The organism is Streptosporangium vulgare (assembly GCF_042428775.1).
Classification (GTDB): Bacteria; Actinomycetota; Actinomycetes; order Streptosporangiales; family Streptosporangiaceae; genus Streptosporangium; species Streptosporangium vulgare.
Genome location: NZ_JBHMBS010000006.1, coordinates 369,643 through 388,524, shown reverse-complemented (window position 1 = coordinate 388,524; position 18,882 = coordinate 369,643). Strand labels below are relative to the sequence as shown.

Annotated in this window: 14 protein-coding genes; 7 read left to right on the top strand and 7 right to left on the bottom strand. The window is 69.8% G+C overall.

The features are described from left to right. Window positions 1–63: 63 nt before the first annotated feature. Window positions 64–966: an aminoglycoside phosphotransferase family protein gene (locus ACFFRH_RS16015; RefSeq protein ID WP_386157238.1), complete on the bottom strand. Its 903-nt coding sequence runs from the start codon at window positions 964–966 to the stop codon at window positions 64–66. A gap of 121 nt (window positions 967–1,087) precedes the next feature. Between ACFFRH_RS16015 and ACFFRH_RS16010 the strand changes: the two genes are divergently transcribed. Then, on the top strand, window positions 1,088–1,285 hold the full coding sequence (locus ACFFRH_RS16010) for a hypothetical protein (RefSeq protein WP_386157235.1): 198 nt from the start codon (window positions 1,088–1,090) through the stop codon (window positions 1,283–1,285). Between the two features lie 286 nt (window positions 1,286–1,571). Here the strand turns inward: ACFFRH_RS16010 and xynA are convergent, their stop codons facing one another. After that, window positions 1,572–2,561 (bottom strand): endo-1,4-beta-xylanase XynA, encoded by a 990-nt coding sequence (gene xynA / locus ACFFRH_RS16005; RefSeq protein WP_386157233.1) that lies wholly within the window; start codon window positions 2,559–2,561, stop codon window positions 1,572–1,574. A gap of 650 nt (window positions 2,562–3,211) precedes the next feature. On the opposite strand from xynA, the gene ACFFRH_RS16000 reads away from it, so the two are divergent. Continuing rightward, complete coding sequence (locus ACFFRH_RS16000; RefSeq protein WP_386157230.1) at window positions 3,212–4,174, top strand: polysaccharide deacetylase family protein; 963 nt, start codon at window positions 3,212–3,214, stop codon at window positions 4,172–4,174. 110 nt (window positions 4,175–4,284) lie between these two features. Here the strand turns inward: ACFFRH_RS16000 and ACFFRH_RS15995 are convergent, their stop codons facing one another. Beyond that, complete coding sequence (locus ACFFRH_RS15995; RefSeq protein WP_344743867.1) at window positions 4,285–6,078, bottom strand: cellulose binding domain-containing protein; 1,794 nt, start codon at window positions 6,076–6,078, stop codon at window positions 4,285–4,287. 809 nt (window positions 6,079–6,887) lie between these two features. Between ACFFRH_RS15995 and ACFFRH_RS15990 the strand changes: the two genes are divergently transcribed. Further along, on the top strand, window positions 6,888–8,075 hold the full coding sequence (locus tag ACFFRH_RS15990) for an endo-1,4-beta-xylanase (protein ID WP_344743868.1): 1,188 nt from the start codon (window positions 6,888–6,890) through the stop codon (window positions 8,073–8,075). A gap of 176 nt (window positions 8,076–8,251) precedes the next feature. On the opposite strand, the gene ACFFRH_RS15985 is transcribed toward ACFFRH_RS15990, so the two are convergent. Together ACFFRH_RS15985 and ACFFRH_RS15980 are read right to left on the bottom strand one after the other, a co-directional pair. Then, entirely contained in the window at window positions 8,252–9,706 is a 1,455-nt protein-coding gene (locus tag ACFFRH_RS15985; protein WP_344743869.1) for a glycoside hydrolase family 10 protein, read from the bottom strand. Window positions 9,707–10,187: 481 nt separating this feature from the next. Continuing rightward, window positions 10,188–11,048, bottom strand: coding sequence for a 3-methyladenine DNA glycosylase (locus ACFFRH_RS15980; protein WP_344743870.1), 861 nt, complete (start codon window positions 11,046–11,048; stop codon window positions 10,188–10,190). Between the two features lie 323 nt (window positions 11,049–11,371). Between ACFFRH_RS15980 and ACFFRH_RS15975 the strand changes: the two genes are divergently transcribed. Both ACFFRH_RS15975 and ACFFRH_RS15970 read left to right on the top strand, forming a co-directional pair. Then, complete coding sequence (locus ACFFRH_RS15975) at window positions 11,372–11,941, top strand: dihydrofolate reductase family protein (protein ID WP_344743871.1); 570 nt, start codon at window positions 11,372–11,374, stop codon at window positions 11,939–11,941. Window positions 11,942–12,427: 486 nt separating this feature from the next. After that, window positions 12,428–14,038 (top strand): pectate lyase family protein, encoded by a 1,611-nt coding sequence (locus ACFFRH_RS15970; RefSeq protein ID WP_344743872.1) that lies wholly within the window; start codon window positions 12,428–12,430, stop codon window positions 14,036–14,038. 186 nt (window positions 14,039–14,224) lie between these two features. On the opposite strand, the gene ACFFRH_RS15965 is transcribed toward ACFFRH_RS15970, so the two are convergent. Together ACFFRH_RS15965 and ACFFRH_RS15960 are read right to left on the bottom strand one after the other, a co-directional pair. After that, entirely contained in the window at window positions 14,225–16,630 is a 2,406-nt protein-coding gene (locus ACFFRH_RS15965; protein WP_344743873.1) for a polysaccharide lyase 8 family protein, read from the bottom strand. A 237-nt stretch (window positions 16,631–16,867) separates the two neighbouring features. Then, the gene (locus ACFFRH_RS15960) at window positions 16,868–17,098 is read right to left on the bottom strand and encodes a hypothetical protein (RefSeq protein ID WP_344743874.1); all 231 of its coding nucleotides are present in this window, start codon (window positions 17,096–17,098) and stop codon (window positions 16,868–16,870) included. A 426-nt stretch (window positions 17,099–17,524) separates the two neighbouring features. Here ACFFRH_RS15960 and ACFFRH_RS15955 point away from each other — a divergent pair, with 426 nt between their 5' ends. Beyond that, complete coding sequence (locus ACFFRH_RS15955) at window positions 17,525–17,773, top strand: DUF6400 family protein (protein ID WP_344743875.1); 249 nt, start codon at window positions 17,525–17,527, stop codon at window positions 17,771–17,773. Further along, window positions 17,760–17,993 carry a hypothetical protein gene (locus tag ACFFRH_RS15950; RefSeq protein WP_344743876.1) on the top strand — a complete coding sequence of 78 codons (234 nt, stop codon included), beginning with the start codon at window positions 17,760–17,762 and terminating at the stop codon, window positions 17,991–17,993. Before ACFFRH_RS15955 ends, ACFFRH_RS15950 begins: the two co-directional genes overlap by 14 nt. Window positions 17,994–18,882: the final 889 nt, after the last annotated feature.

The following is an 18,882-nucleotide window of genomic DNA, read 5'->3' as shown; positions in this document are numbered from 1 at the left end:
CCGCGAAGGCGGGCTGCCGCACGGGCCTCAACCGAGATCGAGAACAAGTTCAAGAAGTGTGCGTCAAACGCCCTTCAGAACACGATCAAGTGCCGCCCGGCCCGCAGGTCCCCAGTTCGGTTTGCCGCCGGGGAGGCCCCGATGTCCGTTCTGCCCCATGAGCAGCAGAAAGAGGCTCTTCATAGCGGCCAGCCCGCGGGCACGCCGGATCGCCGCCTCGTCCGCGTGCGCGTACGCGTCGAAGAACCGTGCGGCCGCGCCCGCGGGGAGCAGCACCCACGCGGCGCCGAGGTCCCACGCGGGATCGCCGGCGAACAAGGCACCGAAGTCGATCACGCCCGAGAGCGTTCCGTCCGAGACGACGACGTTCGCGGGATGGAGGTCGCCGTGCACCCACACCGGCCGGCCCTCCCACTCGGGGGCCGCGACGGCATCGGCCCAGACGGCCCGGACGGCGTGGACGTCGCCGACGGCGTCGGGGTCGATGGCCTGCAAGAACTGCTCGAAACCGCCCGTGCACCCCTTGGGGTGAGCGCCGAGGTCCGAACCGGCCGGGGCCTCGGCGGGCGCCTCCACATGGAGCGCCCGGAGAAAGCTCGCCAGCGTGTCGGCCGCGTGGGCGCCGCGACTGATCGAGCCGTGGTCCAGCGGCTCGCCGGGAACCCACGTCATCACGGTCCAGTGCTTGGGGAAGCGCTCGGACGGTTCGCCGAACCGCACCGGGAGCGGCACCGGGAGCGGCAGGCGCGGGGCCAGGACGGGTAGCCACCGCCGCTCCTTGAGCTGGAGCTCCGGGGTGGGGTCCATGCGCTGCACGCGTACGGCCAACTCGTCCCCGAGGCGCCACATCTGGTTGCCCCAGCCGCCCGCCACCTCGCGGATGGCCAGCCCCGCCAGGTCTGGATGTTGCTCCTGCAGCAGGTCGCGGACCAGGTCCGCGGTGATCTCGATCTCGGTGTCGGTCATGCGAAGTCACGCTACTGAGGCGGAGCCCGCAGAAGTGGAACGGGCTCACACACTTGTTACGGATCGTCCCCACGTACGATCTACAAGGCAGGTGGTCGTCCATCACGGTGACGGGGGAACAGTGAGCTGTCGAGACTGCGAGACCTGCACCAAGCCGGCCGTTCCCCGTGTGGGGCAGAAGTGGATGGTCGGGCTCCTGTACCTGTGCACCGTCGGCATCGCTTTCGTGGTGAAGCGCGGGTTCATGCGGCACTGTCCCGACTGCAGGCATCTGCTCGGCAATCATCTGCGCCGGGCGGACGGATCGTTCCGCGACTAGGGAAGTGGTGCCGACTTCCGAAAACGGTGGTGGCCACGCTCCACTCCCCAGAAGAGCGTGGCCACCGTTTCCGACCGGGTCCCGACTGGCAGGCGGGCGAGCGCTTATCCGGTCGGAAGACCAGGGGGTCGGGACAAGGGCGAGGGTTTGCCCTGTCCGAGGCGTTCCGACGCCTGGACGCATCCGGGACACCCGTCGCGTGTCCCGGATCGAACGGCGTCGTCCTCGACGGCGCGGCGGTGGTGGGCCGCCGCCCCGTCGAGGTGGTGTTCCGGGCGTGCCGAGGTCAGCTCGTGCTGCAGGAGACCGTCGGCCAGGTCGAGTTGCCGTTGCGCTGGATCGTCACACCCCAGTTGTTGCCGCTGCCGTTGGGTCTGGCGGTCAGCACCTGGGCGCTGGGGTAGCTCGCGCTGATGTTCCACGTGGAGAGGATCTTCGCGGGGGACGGGACGTTCATCGTCACGGTCCAGTTGCTCGATCCGCTGACCGCGACGTTGAGGTTGTACCGGTCGCTCCACTGCTCGCCCGCGGAGAGGGTAGCGGTGCAGCCACCGCCACCGCCTCCACCACCGCCGTCTCCGCCGGAGGAGCCACCGATCGTGATGTTGGAGTTCCCGCTGCTCTGGTAGCCCTCTGTCGCGAGGATCATGTAGTCGTGGTTGCCCAGGCTCATGCCGTTGCGGGCCCAGGCGTCGAAGTGGTTGCCGGAGGTTATGGTGCCGCCGGTCTTCTTCGACTGGCGGACGCTCCAGTACTGGTTGAACGTCCTGTTTCCCTCGATGGACGGAGCGTTGTATCGCGTCGTCTGGTAGATGTCGTACGTGCCGCCGTCGCTGGTGACCGTGCCCTTGTAGGTCCCGGTGGGCCGGTAGTTGCCCCAGTTGTCGACGATGTAGTACTCCACCAGCGGGTTTCTCGTCCACCCGTAGAGGGTGAGATACGCGTTGCCGGACGGGTTGAAGCTGCCCGAGTAGTTCACGCTCCTGCGCCCGCCGGTGCTCCAGCCCTTACCGGCGACGAAGTTCCCGGTGTTCCTCCACGAGGTGCTGTAGTTGCCGCCGGATCCCAGCTCCATGGAGACCGTGCCCTGGCTGTCGGTCCAGAACGAGAAGAAGTAGCCGTTGTTGGTGCCGGTCTGGTTGGTGGTGACGGCCGCGTAGGCGGGACCGGGCAGCACCACGAGGGCCATGGCCAGCGCCACGGCGCAGACACGGCCGACGAGCGATCTGGCGCGGCCACGCCCGCGGCTCGTCGGGGGGGCGGGGGCATCGTTCATTGCGTGCTTCCTCCTGGTGAAGGCCGGTGGGGGCAGGCAGCGTGATACGACCCGGCGGGGCCGGCGATGGCCGTGGTGATGACGTCCACCGCGCGTTGGAGTCGTACAACACGGCAGGGCGGACCGGGCGTCGTGCGGTCGACGACCGGAGGACCAGGCCGCGCGGCGGGTGACCCGGATCGACAGCGGTCGGGGCCTGTCGATGGTGAGAGTGTGGGTTTGGCGGGCCGGACTGTCAACAACTTTCAGAAATATATCGGAAATATGATCTTGATTGCGATTCCCCAGGAGGGCATTTCGCCTGGTCGCCGACCTTGGCTGGTCAATCAGGATTCAGGCTGGTCAATGAAAGCTTCTTTGGCGCGACCAAGACCGGGCCGATGTTACCGAAAGATTTCGATGCTTTCTTGACAGGTTTCGTGACAATACACAGAATGACTCACCAGGCAGGCCTGCTCGCCTCACCCGGGTAACCGGCGACAGAACCGCAGCTCAACGCGGTTCTGCGCATTCCGTACGCGTTACGCCGCGACCGTACGTGCGTCCGTCCCTACCGATCGGTGTTCCAGTGGAGGAACAGAGTGATCGACAACGCAACCATCACCGGCGGAAGCCGGATACGCCGCTCACGCATCCGGAGTTCACTCGTGATGGGTCTTCTCACCGTCCTCGGCGCGGCGCTCGCCGTGACCTCGTCACCCGCGGCACAGGCCGCCGACTGTAGTGCCGGATATGTCGGACTCACCTATGACGACGGCCCCAACCCCGGCAACACCGCCAACCTGCTGAACGCGCTGCAGCAGAACGGCCTGCGGGCCACCATGTTCAACACCGGGCAGAACGCCCAGAACAACCAGGCCCTGGTCCGCGCCCAGCGAGACGCCGGCATGTGGATCGGCAACCACAGCTACACCCACCCCCACCTGGTCAACATGAGCAGCTCCCAGATCCAGTCGGAGCTCCAGCGGACCCAGCAGGCCGTCCAGCAGGCCACGGGGACCGCACCCAGGCTCTTCCGGCCTCCGTACGGGGAGACCAACGCCACCCTGAAGTCGGTCGCGCAGCAGCTCGGTCTCACCGAGATCATCTGGGACGTCGACTCCCAGGACTGGAACGGCGCGAGCACCGCCCAGATCGTGCAGGCCGCCGGACGGCTGCAGAACGGTCAGATCATCCTGATGCACGACCAGTACGCGACCACTCTCAACGCGATCCCGCAGATCGCCGCGAACCTGAGGAGCCGCAACCTGTGCGCCGGCATGATCTCGCCGTCCACCGGCAGGGCCGTGGCACCTGACGGCGGCACCCCGACCGCCTCGCCGACGCCGACGAACACGCCGGGCGGCAGCTGCACGGCCACCATCACCGCCGGCCAGCAGTGGAGCGACCGGTTCAACCTGTCGGTCAACGTCTCGGGAAGCAACAGCTGGATCGTCACGGTGACCCTGCGCAACGCCCAGCGGGTCACCGCCACCTGGAACGGCAGCCCGACCTGGGACGGCAGCGGCAAGGTCATGACGATGCGCCCCAACGGCAGCGGCAACACCTTCGGCTTCACCGTCATGCACGGTGGTGACTGGACCTGGCCGACGGTCTCCTGCCGGGTGGGCTGACACCTCGCTTTCGTCCGGTCCCGCGTCACGGTGGCACCCCGGTGCCGCGAACCGGACGAAGGCGCCCCGCTCCCCCTCACGCGGGGGAGCGGGGCGCGCCCGTCGTCGGGTCAGGCGGCCTTACATGTCAGTACCGGTGTGGCGACGGTTCCGTTGGCGGTGAATCCGAACGTGGTGGTGGCGTCGGCGGCGAGGCTGCCGTTCCAGGTCTCGTTCCGGACGGTGACGGCCGCTCCCGAGCCGGACCGTACGCCTCCCCACAGCTGGTTGACGGACTGTGAGCCGGGCCAGGTCCAGCTCACCGTCCAGCCGTTGACCGCGCTGGAGCCGGCGCGCACGGTGACGTTGGACTGGAAGCCACTGCCCCAGTCGTTCACCGTCTGGATCGTCGCCGTGCACCCACCGGGGACGGGCGTGGGAGTCGGGGTGGGCGTGGGAGTCGGCGTCGGGGTCGGGGTCGGCGTAGGAGTGGGAGTGGGAGTGGGCGTAGGAGTCGGCGTGGGGGTCGGGGTCGGCGTGGGGGTAGGAGTCGGCGTGGGGGTAGGAGTCGGCGTGGGCGTGGGCGTGGGTCCGCCGATCACGACGGTCGTGAGGGAGCGCGGCCTGAGGGTGACGGCGCCGCCCGTGACCGTGGCGCGCGTGAGCGAGTTGGAGTTGTCGGTGACGTAGGCGGTGGTGCCGCCCTGCAGGCCGTCCCAGGTGACGGCCGAGTTGCCGGTGTTCAGCACCCCGACGACCTTCGACCCGTCGGAGTTGAGGAACGCCGACACCCTCAGCGCCGAGTTGCTCGTCGACGTGCCGAGCCGGACCGCGCCCGGCCGGATGAACCGGCTGTACGCCGCCATAGCCCACAGCCGCTTGGACACGCGATAGGTCCGCGCGGTCGGGTCGATCTGGATCAGCGCCCGGGTGGCTCCCGAGGAGCCCCCCAGCCAGTAGACGTAGCCGCTGACGTTGCCGACGGTGAGAGCCTGATGGATGCTCTGGGCGATGGTGAAGCCGTCCTGGCCGCTCCCGTCGTCCCAGTTCTCGTTCCAGGTGCTCCCGTCGGGGCCCCACTCCGACATCCAGGTGCGCTTGTTCCCCGGTTGCGGGCTCGTTATCTGGCTGGCGTAGGTGTGACCCGTGTAGGTGGACACCCAGCGGCGGGCCTCGGGGTCCGCCTCGATGGCGTTGGTGTACGCCTTGGCCTGGTCCCAGCCGAAGGAGTCACAACACGCGATCTTGACGTCGGTCGCGATCGGGCCGAGGACCTTGACGAAGGCGGCGGCCTGGGCCGGGGTGAAGCGCATGGACTCGTAGGTCGCCGTGTAGTCGGGTTCGTTGGTGAACCCCAGGTCCGTGATCTTGATACCTTCCTGCGCGTAGAACTTCGTGTACTGCATCAGGTACCGGGCATAGGCCGCGCTCCACTCGGACTTGAGGGTGCCGCCGTTGTTCTCGCTCCCGTTGTCCTTCATGTAGCCGGGGGCGCTCCAGGCGTCGGCGTAGAAACGCTTCAGGCCGTACGACTGCGCGACCTTGGCCACCCACACCTGGGCGCCGTCGTCGCCGTCCCACACGTATCTCGGCGGCGCGTCGGGGCCCCCCGGGTTCTGCGGCTGAATGGAGATCATCTTGTCGTACGGGCTGCCGACCGGCGAGGCGCCGATGCCCAGGCGCAGGATGCTGAGCCCCGCGCCGGTCTCCCGGTCGAACCACAGGCGGAAGACGTCGTTCTGCTGCGCCGTCGACAGGTTGCGCAGCAGCTCACCCCGGCGGAACGCCGTGGAGACACCGAAGCCGTCCATCTCCTGATAACGCACACCGTCCGAAACGGTGATGACAGGCGCGGCCGTGGCCTGTCCGGCCGTGGCCTGCCCGGCCACGGCCACCAGTGACGTGCCGAGAAGAGCGACTGCCATGACGATCCGTATCACGGACCCTCCCGAGATCGTGCCATCCGGATGCTGTGAGCAGGTGACGCTGGTCTGACTGAGGCGGCTCAACGGTTTCCACGGCTGTTCGTCCCGCTGCGTACTCGGCTCGCCGACGAGGGTTCCCCTCCCGGCCGCCCACCGCCCCGAGCGTGATCGCCGCGACGGCCGTCGCCGGCCCGAGGAGGGCGATCACAGAGTGTTTGCGCTAACAATTGAGAAGTGCGGTGCGCCCCGCCCGGCACCCCAGTTTGGGAAAGGCCCAGAAAGGTGTCAAGAACATGGCGAGAAAGTTTCGGGTGACTCGCTTCCGCGCGGATGCGGTGAGCCGCGAACACCGCATTCCCGCCACGGGAGATATCCGCCTCTCCATCAGCGAAAACCCGGCCCGCGGGATCGAGGTCGCCCGGTGGTGCCGCTTGACCGCCGGAAGACCGGCGGTTCTGAAAGTTTCACTCCCCCGACGCCCGGGCCCCGGCCCGTTGAGGTAAGTCCAGGCCCGATGGGTGGGCGGCGAGCCGGGTTCGCCGACGAAGGCGCGCCCGCGATCGCGGCGCGGGAAGGAGGAGCCGGCGATGACGTCCTGGAGTACGGCCCGGTCATGACGCCACCGGCCATCCAGGACCGGGCGACCGGGATTCCGCCGGACCCTCTCGACCGGGCGTCCATCCGGCCGCCGAGTGGTTTTGAAATGTTTCAGGGTTCCGATATCGGCCTTTCCTCTCGAAGAGATGTTTAATACGATCGTTTTCGCCATTTAACCGAAAGTTTCGGGGGGCCGATCCCTAGGGAGTTCGATGAAACGTTTCCTGACCGTCGGTACCACCGTGCTCGTACTGGCCGGCGTGTCGAACGTCGTGCCCGTCAACGCGGAGGAGCGGCACCCCACGGTCGCCGAGCAGAGCCTGCGCGCGCTCGCCGCCCGCCACGGTCTCGCGATCGGCACCGCGGTCGACGTGGACGTACTGCGCGACGCGTCCGATCCGCAGTACCGCGCGCTCGCCGCCTCGCAGTTCTCCTCCGTCACCGCCGAGAACGCCATGAAGTGGGAGTCGCTCGAACCCACCCGTGGCACGTACAACTGGGGCCCGGCCGACGAGCTGATCGACTTCGCCCGCAAGAACAAACAGCAGGTCCGCGGGCACGTGCTGGTCTGGCAGAACCAGTTGCCGACCTGGCTCACCCAGGGCGTCGGCGACGGGACGATCAGCAAGGCGCAGCTCCGCGACATCCTGCGCGACCACATCACCGCCGTCGTCAAGCACTTCAAGGGCAAGATCTCGCAGTGGGACGTCGTCAACGAGGCGGCCAGCGACCCGTGGGACACCCCGTCGTCGATCCACCTGAAAGGCTTCTGGGCGCAGCACCTCGGCCCCGGTTACCTCGCCGACGCCTTCCGCTGGGCCCGCGCCGCCGACCCGAACGCCCTGTTGTTCTACAACGACTACAACATCGAGGCGTTCGGTGACCGCGGCGCCTCCGACAAGACCTGGTACGTCTACAACATGGTCAGGCAGCTGCGCGCGAGCGGCGTCCCCATCGACGGCGTGGGCAGCCAGGGGCACCTCGGCACCCAGTACGGCAACTTCGACGCCTTCCAGGCGCTCGAGGTGCTCGACGCCTTCTCCGACCTCGGACTCGCCACGGCGTTCACCGAGGTGGACGCGCGCAGCCAGATGACCGACGGCGTGCGCGCGGGCGACTCCAACGAGATCAACCCCCGCCTCCAGGCGTCGGCGTCGAACTACAGCGTGCTCCTGCAGGCGTGCCTGGCCAACCGGCACTGCCTGTCCTACACCGTCTGGGGGTTCACCGACAGGCACTCCTGGGTGCCGGGCTGGTTCACCGACCCTCCGGAGGGCCTGGCCACCCTGTACGACGAGTCCTACCGGCCCAAGCGCGCCTACAACACCGTCAAGGCGGACCTGGCCTTCTCCGGGCCGCCCAACGTCCTGCCGAGGATTCCGCAGAAGCCCCGGCGATGAGCGGCGGCGGGGCGTCCGCCGACTCGGGCGCCCCGTCGCTCCCCTCCCGGGAAGACCACCGTTGACGTGGAAAACGGCTCACCCCCACGGAGGGTGGGGATGAGCCGGAGACATGAACATGACGTGGCACACGGGCCGGGCCGTGGGAACCACGGCCCGGCCCGGTCCGAATCGGATCAGGGACTGGTGCAGGTGGCCGTGGGGGTGGCCGCGGTGCCGTTGGCGGTGAAGCCGAAGGTGGTCGACTGACCCGCCGCGATGGAGCCGTTGTACGAGGCGTTGCGGACGCTCACGCTGGAGCCGGACACGGTGTGCTGGCCGCTCCACAGGCTGCTGATGCTCTGCCCGCCGGGCCAGGTCCACTGCACGGTCCAGCCGTTGACCGGCGCGCTGCCCGCGCTGACCGTCACCGTCGACTGGAAGCCGCCCGGCCAGCTGTTGGTCGTCGTGACCGTCGCCGCGCACGCCCCCGGGACCGGAGTCGGGGTGATGGTCGGCGTGGGCGTCGGGGTCGGGGTGATGGTCGGGGTGGGTGTCGGCGTCGGGTTCGGGTTCGGGTCGGCCGCGTTGAGGGCGTCCAGGACGGCGGTGTAGGCCGGCTTCTTGTTGCTGCCGCTGAACAGCAGCGGGGTGTCACCCGAACGCCAGGAGTCCTGGTCGCGGACGCCCCAGACGGTGATGCCGGTGCAGCGCGGCACCGCCAGGCAGTCGTTGGTCACCGCGGCGTAGGTCGTGGGCGAGGCGCCCTGGATGTCCAGCTCGGTGATCTGCACGTCGACGCCGAGGGCGGCGAAGCTGGAGATCGTGGTGCGGTAGTTGCTGTTGTAGGCGCTGCCGCTGTTGAAGTGCGACTGCAGGCCCACGCAGTCGATCGGCACGCCACGCGACTTGAAGTCGCGGACCATGTTGTAGACGCCCTGCGTCTTGGCCCACGACCAGTTGTCGATGTTGTAGTCGTTGTAGCAGAGCTTGGCGGCCGGGTCGGCGGCCCGCGCGGTGCGGAAGGCGACCTCGATCCAGTCGTTGCCGGTGCGCTGCAGGTTGGAGTCGCGCCGCCCGCCGGAGTTGCCGTCGGCGAACGCCTCGTTCACCACGTCCCAGGCGTAGATCTTGCCCTTGTAGTGGGCCATCACCCCGTTGATGTGGTTGATCATCGCCTGGCGCAGCGTGCTGCCTTCCAGCGACTGCATCCAGCCCGGCTGCTGACCGTGCCAGGCCAGGGTGTGCCCGCGCACCCGCTTGCCGTTCTGCACCGCCCAGTTGTAGACGCGGTCGCCGTTGGTGAAGTTGAACTGGCCCCGGTTGGGTTCGGTGGCGTCGATCTTCATCTCGTTCTCGGCCGTCACCATGTCGAACTCGCGGTTCGCGATCGTGGTGTACGCCGAGTCGCCGAGCCTGCCCCCGGCGATCGCGGTGCCGAAGTAGCGCCCGCTCTGCTGGGCCGCCGCACCGAGCGTGGACGCGGCGGCACTGGCGGAAGCGGCACCGGCGGCGGCTCCGGCGGAGACCGGAACGGTCACCGCCGCGATCGTGCCGAGCACGAGAGTGCCGAGGGCACCGGTGATCAGAGCCCGGCGAAGACCGCCGAGGGGTCGCCGGGTGCCGGGCGGGGGTATGGCGTTTGTGCCCATGCCTGAGCCTCCATAACTGCGTCACGGGAAAGCGGGGGACGGGGGGAACACCCCCGCGAGTTCGACGCCGCGCCCATTGCCGGGAAGGCACACCACCGGGGCGTCGCAGACGACGGCCCTGCTGCGCACCACCGACCCGGCCGTAGGAGGACGCCTTGGGGACTCAGTTTGGAAACCTCCCCGAAATACGTCAAGGTGGCTCAGAAACTTTCGGCTGCCCTGCACAGACGCGCCCGCCCGGCACATACCCCAACCTTTGTCCCTGCCTCCTGAAACCTTGCGGACTCGTCATGCCGAGGCGAGACACGACCGATGTAAGTTTCAGCACGACGCCTGATCGGCGCCTGATCGACGAGGGGCGGCGAGGGGCGGCGATCTCTCCGCGCGTGGCCGGACGCGCGCCCCGGCGCACCACGTGTCGAGGCCCTGACGGCGACTCCCCGCCCCGGGGTGGGTCGGGAGGGACCTCGGGGCGGGCCGGTCAGGAGAGGCGGGCGCCGGCGAGCAGCCGTTCGCAGGAGTCGAGCAGGCGCTGCCGCAGCGGCCTCGCCCGCTCGGCGAACCCCCGCTGCTCGGCGGCGTACTCGGCCCGGCCCTCGGGCGTCTCGATCCGGATCGCCCGATGACCGAGCGAGCTCAGGTCGTACGGGCTGGCCCGCATGTCCACGGCGCGGATGTCGCGGGCGAGCGTGAAGCAGTCGGCGACCAGCTCACCGCTCACCAGCGGTGACAGCTTGTACGCCCACTTGTACAGGTCCATGTTGGCGTGCAGGCAGCCCGGCTGCTCCAGCTCCGGCTGCCGCTCCCGCGTCGGCCGCAGCACGTTGAGCGGGCGCGCCTCGGGGGTGAAGAAGCGGAACGCGTCGAAATGGCCGCACCGCACGCCCCGCTGCTCCACGACCTCCGCGATCTCCTCCCCGCTGAGCCGCAGCGGCCAGGCCCCGTGCCGCACCTCCGCGGCCTTGTAGACCATCGCCCACTCGTGCAGGCCGAAACAGCCGAAATACCCCGGCCGTGCCGCGGTGGCGGCCAGCAGTCGCGTGATCCACTCGATGGAGGAACCGCGCCTGTCCAGCAACGCCGCGGTGTCGAGCGTCGCCCCCTCGGGGGTGTCGAGGTAGTCGCGGCCGAAGTCGCGTGCCCCCTTCAGGATCACTCCGGCGCCCGGATGCCACTTCCGCAGCCGCGCCGGCCGATGCCCGTAGTAGGTGAACAGGAAGTCCTCGATGGGATGGGCCTCGCCCCGCGCCCTGCGCGCCAGGTGCGGCTCCGCCCACACCTCGACCCTCCGGGCGTGGGCCTCCGCCCGCGCCCGCCACTCCTCCGGTTCCAGAACCTCCACCGCTGAATGGTACGCGCGGGCCGATGGTGCCCGGCGAGCGGCCCGCGGGGCCAAGGCCTGGGGGCCACCTCGGCCTCGCGGCCCTTGGGGAGGCCGTCTCCGGGCGGGAAGGCCGTCGCGCCGGACGGGAGAAGGTCGTCTCCGGGCGGGGAGGGGCTGCGGCTCCGGGTGGGGAAAGGCCGTCGCCGCGCGGGGGAAGGCCGTCTCCGGGTGGGAAAGCGAGAGAGTACCTCGCCGGGTGTCGAGAACCCGGGGACGGCTCCGACTCCCGGGTGACAGCGCGCCCCGAGGGCGCGGAAGATCCACAAAGACAGGATGTCGTCATGGGCGAGCTCATCCACTTCGTACACCAGTCCCTGGACGGCTTCATCGAGGGGCCGAACGGCGAGTTCGACTGGCCGCGGATGGATTCGGAACTGTCCGCCTACTCGCAGGAGCTGATGAGCGGCGACGCGGTGTTCCTCTACGGACGCGTGGTGTGGGAGATGATGTCGAGCTTCTGGCCGCAGGCCGAGCAGCACTCGACGCACGAGCACGACCTGGCTTTCGCCCCGCTCTGGCGCAAGGCGTCCAAGGTCGTGGTCTCCCGCACGCTGGAGAAGGCCGACTGGGACGCCCGGGTGATCTCCGAGAACGTCGTCGAGGAGCTGACCGCGCTCAAGAGGTCCAGCTCCAGGCTGCTGCTGTTCGGCGGGTCCGTGCTCGCCTCCTTCCTCACCGAGCGGGGCGTGATCGACGAGTACCAGGTCTTCGTCCACCCGGTGATCCTGGGCGGCGGCAAGCCGCTCTTCCAGGAGCAGAGCCACCGGGTCGGTCTCGAACTCGTCGAGTCGAGGACGTTCGGCTCCCAGGTCGTGCTGCTCCGGCACCGGCGTGAAGACCCGCGGGGGTGATCACCGCCCGGCGGCGGCCGTCGGCCGGAGGCGCCCGGAAACCCCCGCGCGTTCGCGGGGAGACTTCCGCGCCGTGTCCGGACCGTCCTCGACGGGTTCCCACCTGGGAGAACGGCGTCCCGGCCGGGTGGAGGACCGGGCCTCGGGGCCCCAGGGCGAACCGGGTGCTTGACTGCACCTTTCTCCGGGCGTAAAAGTGCGAAAAGAGTTGGATAGCGCTTTCCCACCCTTCGTCCAAGAGCGACGTGACGGGTCTGTTCGGCGTACTCCGCCGCAGGTCAGCCATGCCCGCAGCCCTCATCCAGGGGGTCGCGGGCGGGCGCGCACGCCGCCCGGCGGACATCGCTCGCCGGGACCCCGGCGGCGTCGGCGCGTGACCGCGGAACGCGGCACGCCCGCGTCGCCGGTTCGGTCCCGGCGCGAGGCCATGGCCGACCGGACCGGGAGCACGGCCGGTCGGCGCTGACGGAACTTGGAGGTTCCACGGTGCGAAGAAGGAAAGGGCTCGGCGGCTCGCCGTTCACCGCGCTCGCGACGAGTCTCGCTCTCGCGGTGATCGGGGCACTGGTGCTCGTGGCGATGCCCAGCGCGTTCGCCGCGTCGTTGTTCGCCGACGACTTCGAGGACGGCAACTCCAACGGCTGGTCGAAGTCCGGGGGAAGCTGGTCGGTGGTGGCCGACGGCTCCCAGGCGTACCGGCAGTCCGGGACCGGCGCGGACGCCAGGACGGTGGTCGGCACGGGCTGGTCCGGCCAGGCGGTGCAGGCGCGGGTGAAGCCGATCGCGTTCAACGGCGGCGGGCGGTACGTCGCGGTGCTGGCCAGGGCGCAGAGCACCAGCAACTACTACTTCCTCGGGTTGAGCAACTCGGGCTCGGTCGTCCTGGGCAAGCGGACCGGCGGCGCCCCCACGACCCTCGGCTCGGCCGCCGCGACGGTGACCCCGGGCACCTGGTACACCCTCAGGCTTGAGGCGTTCGGCACGACGCTGCGCGGCTTCGTGAACAACGTGGAGGTCGTGTCGGCGACGGACTCCACCTTCTCCGCGGGCAAGGTGGGTCTCGCCGGTTACTACGCGAGCGCCTCGTTCGACGACGTGCTGGTGACCGACGCCGGCGGGCCGAGCGAGCCGCCGGTCACGCCCACGATCACCCCGCCGCCCCCGGGCTCCTGCCCCACCTCGGGGACGCCCGTCGGGTTCGCCGCGGTGAACGCCTGGGGCCGTAACGGGACCACGGGTGGCGCGGGCGGACCGACCGTCGAGGTCGACACCGCGAGCGAGCTGATCTCCGCCATCGGCCAGAGCGGGCCCCTGAACATCTGCGTACGCGGGATGATCACCGTTCCGGCCGGCATGTACAACGTCACCTCGGACAAGTCGATCGTGGGCATCGGCTCCACCGGCGGCATCAGCGGCGGCGGCCTCAACATCGGCCTCCCCCTCGACAACTCGGTCACCTCGCCGCCCGCGAACGCCGTGAACAACGTCATCATCCGCAACCTGTCGTTCCGGAACGCCAGCGACGACTCGATCAACGTGCAGATGTTCTCCCACCACGTCTGGATCGACCACAACGACCTGGCCGACGGGTACGACGGGCTCATCGACATCAAGCGCGGCTCGTCGTACGTCACCGTCTCGTGGAACCACACGCACGACCACACCAAGAACATGCTGCTCGGCCACGACGACGGCAACAGCGCGCAGGACGTCGGCCGGCTGAAGGTGAGCTACCACCACAACTGGTTCGACCAGACCCCGCAACGCAACCCGCGGGTGCGGTTCGGCGAGCCGGTGCACGTGTTCAACAACTACTACGTCTACAACACCGACGTCGGGGTGGCCTGCCAGCTGAACGCCGGATGCCTGATCGAGGGCAACTACTTCGAGCGGGTCGAGGTCCCGGCGACGAACACCTACGCCGGTACCGCGGGCAGGTGCGTCGCGCGGAACAACGTGCTCGACGACTCCGGTCCGCCCGAGTGCAGCGGCAGCGTGCAGGAGGCGAGCTCGTACTACGCCTACACCCTGGACGACCCGAACTCCGTGAAGGCGATCGTCAGCGCGGGGGCCGGGGTCGGCAAGATCGGCACCTGACCCCCCGGGACACCCCGGGGTTCCGTGAGACCCGTTGAACCGGGTCCCGGCGGGCGGCTCACTACGGCGCCCGCCGGGACCCGGCTCCCGCCGCGGTGAGACCGTCCCGCTCGGTCCTCACCGCGGCGGCCGGGCCTCCGGGCGTCCGGGTGTCTGAGCGTTCGGGCGTCCTGCGTCCGGCCTCCGTCAACCGAGGCGTACGGTGACCGTGTTCGAGCCGCCGCCCCGGCCCGCCAGGCGTCCGAAGGTGAGCGTGAGTCCCGTGCCGGTCGTGGCGCCCGCCAGGAGGGGGTGCCCGCGGAGCACCTCGGTCACCGGCCGGTTCCAGGTCACGGTCAGCTCGCTCAGGTCGCGCCGGGGATCCGACACGGTCAGCGTGGCCGTGCCGTCTCCGCCCTCCCTGACGAGGACCGCGCACGGGGCGGAGGCGGCGAGGTCTCCCGCGGCTCCGTCGTTCCAGAAGTTGACGGCGGTGATCCCGAGCGACGGTACCCGGACACCCTGCTGCCGGGCGGTGTTGGCGAGCACGCGCGCCCAGCCGACGTCGGCGGCGCGGGCCCGGGTCTTCGCGAGGCTCGCGCCCGGCAGCAGCAGGTAGACGTAGCCCGCCGAGACGGGATCGACCCCGTGGTCGAGCCAGAGGGTCGCGTAGCTCCGGGTCACCGGGTCCCGGCCGCCGGCGCGTTCCTCGCGCAGCGTGCGCAGCCGGGTGCCGCAGGGCAGGACGTAGCCGCCGTGCCCCTCCAGGTGCGCCCAGCCCTTCGCCTCGTCCACGGTGAGAGGCGCGTCGGTCCTGCGGTTGTCCACGATGGTCTCGACGGGTACGCCGTCCTCGGCGGTGATCCCGGCACCGAGGCAGACCACCGCGTCGTCGAGGAAGAACCACGACTTGAACGCGTCCAGGGTGCTCTCGAAGCCGTTCAGGTGCTGGCCGACCGTCGCGTACACGCCGTCGGTGGCGCCGCCCACCCAGCGGCCCGGCGGGCAGGTGTCGCCCCACGCCTCACCGGCGCCGTCGGCCAGCCGCCGGGTGGAGACGGTCGTGCCCGGCAGGCGGTAGGGGTCGACGGTGGCCCAGAAGGAGTCGGAGTACTGGTCTCCGTGGTCGCCGGCCCACCAGTAGAGCATCCCCGAGCCGGTGTGCCAGCCACGGAGGTTCTCGCCGTTGCCGTGCTCGTAGTGGCCGACGCGGTGGGAGGCCATGCTGAGGCCCGCGCACCAGCCCGGCCCGCGCCGCGCACCGCGAGCCGGGCCGGTGGACGGGCCGGTGGACGGGCCGCGGTGCACGGCGCGGGCGCTCATCGCGAGCAGCCGGTGCCCGGCGGGTTCCTCGGCCGCGGGGACGGCGTCGTCGTCCAGGATCGCGGCGAGGCGGGCGTGGAACCCCAGGTCGTCGTCCTCGGCCGCGTCGAGCATGGGCCGGTGGGTGTCCCGCAGCGCCCATCCCTTCACCATGCCCTGCCAGCGGGACCGCTCGGCGGCGGAGGCCGTCTCCCCCAGCAGCAGGACCGCGGAGGCGATCGCGCGCCCCCTGCCGTGGTCGCCGTACGGCTGCCTGCCGATCGCCCGTCCGCTGACCAGGTCCATGCAGAAGCCGTCGTGGACGAACGGCGCGAACGTCCTCTCGACGCTGTCGAAGACGACCTGCCTGTTCGGGTCGGTGACCTCCCACGGCGAGCCGCGCAACACCGCGAACAGCGTCGCGAGACCGGACAGCAGCGACGCTCCGTACGTCCCCTGGTAGGGGATGGTCGTGTGCTGGACGAAGGAGCCGTCCCGGTAGAACCCGTCGCCCTCGGAGACGTAGGGGAAGACCGGGGAGAGCGCGGAGACGGCCAGCGCGGCCTTCGCCGGGTCGGAGCCGAGGACGGCCCGCAGCAGCGTCACCACGCACAGGTCCACCCGGTTGGCCCCGGTGCTGGTCCCGCCGTAGTCGTCCAGGCGGCACTCGGGGACGAAGTGGTCCACCGCCTCCCGCAGCGCCCCGCTCCGCGGCTCCGTCAGGTGCGGGCCGATCAGCAGGGCCGCGTCGAGGAGGTTCCTGGGGGCGCCGATCTGCCAGTGCCACCAGTTGCCGACCTGGTCGGCGTCCGCGGCGTACACCCGCCGCCGGTAGTGGTCGATGCCGCCCGCGACGGCCGCGGCCAGGTTCGCGTCGCCGGTCAGGCCGGTCCCCGGCAGGGCGTACGCGCGGGCCATGGTCCGCAGCCGGGCGGGGGTGGCACCGAGCGAGGGGAACGCCAGGTCGGGCCAGAGCGACGCGCCGGCCGGTGCCATGGCGTCCCGGTACCCGGCCGCCCTCGTCCCGAGCCTCGCCAGCCGGGTCCGGTACGGCTCGGCCGTCGCGTCGAACCCCGACCCCGCCGTCACGTCCCGCCACCGGTGGCGCAGCTGGGCGAGGGGGTCGGCCGACGTGCTCGGCGCGGCATCCGCGTGCGCGGCTTCGGGGTGCGCGCTCTCCGTGTACGCGGTCCCTGTTTGCGCGGTCTTTGTTTGCGCGGCCCCTGTGTGCGCGGCATACGCCGGGATCAGCGCTCCAGCGGCGGCGACACCACCGAGCCGAAGAAACGATCTCCGGGAATGTCGGTTCACGCCTAGATTGTCGGGTGGAAGTCGCCCTCACCGCGGGTACCACGCCGCGTTGCTCCCATATGGTCGGCGTTCTGTCGCTCTCAGGTAGGCCGGTCTCCTCGGCCGGGGACCATCCTCGCGTGTCCCCGCCGGTGCCCGTCCCGGCGCTCGCGTGTCCCGGTTCGCGGGGGCCGTCTTCGGGGACGGCGGCCGGGTCCTGGCCGGTCACACCGTCCGGGCGGGAGCCGCCCTCGGGGGTCAGAGATCCACGTCGCGGGAGGCGACCACGCGAACTCCCTCGGGTTCGTGGCCCGCGGGGGTGACCACGACCCGCCTTCCCTCGTCCTCGTAGCCGTGCTCGGTCAGCCACAGCAGGATGTACGGGTCGAGTTGGCTGAAGTCGACCGGGGAGGAGGGCGAGAAGATGTCGTCACCGGACGAGGTGCTAACGGGGTCGCCCTCGACGATCGACAGGGTGTACGCGGTCATGGCGGCCTCCGGGCGCTGGTCGTCCTCGGCAGGGTCATACCCCGAGGGCGACAACGCTCCCCTGACCTGGCGATATCCGTTGACGGTCGTCGGTGCCGGGCCCGGTTCCCTGAATGCTCGAAGGGATGATCCGTTCTCGCGGATGCGGGGGCGGGGCGAGGGCCCGGGGGCCGCGGGGGCGCGGGGGCGCGGTCTGGCCTTCTTATATAGGGAGGGGTTCGGCGATGCCGTGCCAGCTGGGTGTAATACGCATCACACGAAGATGCGACAAAAGCCACATAAGGTGTATAGCGGTCATATCTTCTCTTCGTGCGGCGCTCCCCCAGGGCACGTACGACCGCTCGTCCCGGGCCGACCGCACCCGACGCCACCCGGGAAGCCCCTCCCCTCCCCGGCACGCTCGCCGGCCGACCGGAAAGACATGAGATGAGCCAGGACGGCACCGGCCCGCACGTCGATTTCGAGATCGACCTCACCCTTGAGGAGACTCGCCGCCGCGCCGCGGTCATGGCGGCGCTGGAGCCGGGCTGGGACCCGATGGCGGCGATGCGGGCCGAGGAGGCGGCGTACGACCTCCTCTACTCCGGTCTCGACGAGCGACAGCGGGAGACCTACGACATGCTCGTGGCCACCGGCGTGCTCCCCCGCAGGAAGTCCGGCCGTGCTGCCGATTGACCCGTACGCCGACCTCGGGCGCAGGGCGTGGGTGCCCTGTCCCTCCTGCCGGGACCACCGCGACTGCGACGACTGCCTCGGCGGGCGCGGCTGCGGGGAGCACTGGCGCTATCTCCTGGGCAACACCGGGAGCCTGCTGCACCTGCAGTGCCCGGGATGCGCCCACCTGTGGAACCACGAGACGGGCTTCGGCGCGGGCGGCGGGACCACGCCCCGCTGACTTTCCGAAGGCATCGACCGACCACACCCCACCGCCTTCCGAAGGCACCGACCGGCCATCTCACGCCGCCCCTCCGAAAGCGCCGATCGGCCACGCTCCGCCGCCCCTCCGAAGGCGCCGGGCGGGCAAGACCGGTCATCTCCGCCGACCCCCGAAGGCGCCGAACGGACGGGAAGGGCCACGCCCCGCCGCTCCCGAAGGGCGAGGCCGGGCGACGGTCATCTCGGACGCCGCGCGGTCCCCGGATGACGACGTTCCCGTTCGTCCCCGTCCCGGGCGATCGCGGGCCCACGCGCCCCGGCCGGCGGGCGCCCGAGGGCGGAGGGTCGTCGTCCGCGCACCCCCTGGAAAAGCGGGGGTTCCAATTAGCCGAACGCGGGTAGGGAGCCGAACCGCCAAACAGAGGAAACGTATACATATCAAGTTGCTATGACGGCTTGCAACAATCCGGAGTGGGAAACGTCGGCGCGATCTCCCCTACGCGGCGAGAGCACGGACGGCCGACGGAAAGCCCAACGGGAGACGAACGACCGGCCCGCGCCAGGGAAATGGCAGTTCAACAAGAAACGTGAAGGATCATCCGAAACCTCGGATCGGCCGTACTTCTCTAGAGAACTTGTGGCACGGTCCACCCACAGGATGGCAGCAGGTGGGGGCATTGCCTGTTTCGGACGGCCCATATATCCAGTTAAGTGTTATTTATAACCCAATAACCATAAGTGTCAATTACTGAGCCCTTTACCTTCCAAATAGATCACGGTCAGTCTAATATTTGGACCTATGTCATGGCGTGCATCAGATTTCCCAGATGGACAGGCTGGGTCCTCTGGCCGTGGCAGTGCTTCCTCTAGGCACGATTCCGAACACGCATCCGACTGGCATCCCGAAC

Coding starts and splice junctions, on each gene's coding strand:
- ACFFRH_RS16015 (WP_386157238.1), bottom strand. CDS start 966: ATGACCGACACCGAGATCGAGATCACCGCGGACCTGGTCCGCGACCTG.
- xynA (WP_386157233.1), bottom strand. CDS start 2,561: ATGAACGATGCCCCCGCCCCCCCGACGAGCCGCGGGCGTGGCCGCGCC.
- ACFFRH_RS16000 (WP_386157230.1), top strand. CDS start 3,212: ATGGGTCTTCTCACCGTCCTCGGCGCGGCGCTCGCCGTGACCTCGTCA.
- ACFFRH_RS15995 (WP_344743867.1), bottom strand. CDS start 6,078: ATGGCAGTCGCTCTTCTCGGCACGTCACTGGTGGCCGTGGCCGGGCAG.
- ACFFRH_RS15990 (WP_344743868.1), top strand. CDS start 6,888: ATGAAACGTTTCCTGACCGTCGGTACCACCGTGCTCGTACTGGCCGGC.
- ACFFRH_RS15985 (WP_344743869.1), bottom strand. CDS start 9,706: ATGGGCACAAACGCCATACCCCCGCCCGGCACCCGGCGACCCCTCGGC.
- ACFFRH_RS15975 (WP_344743871.1), top strand. CDS start 11,372: ATGGGCGAGCTCATCCACTTCGTACACCAGTCCCTGGACGGCTTCATC.
- ACFFRH_RS15960 (WP_344743874.1), bottom strand. CDS start 17,098: ATGACCGCGTACACCCTGTCGATCGTCGAGGGCGACCCCGTTAGCACC.
- ACFFRH_RS15955 (WP_344743875.1), top strand. CDS start 17,525: ATGAGCCAGGACGGCACCGGCCCGCACGTCGATTTCGAGATCGACCTC.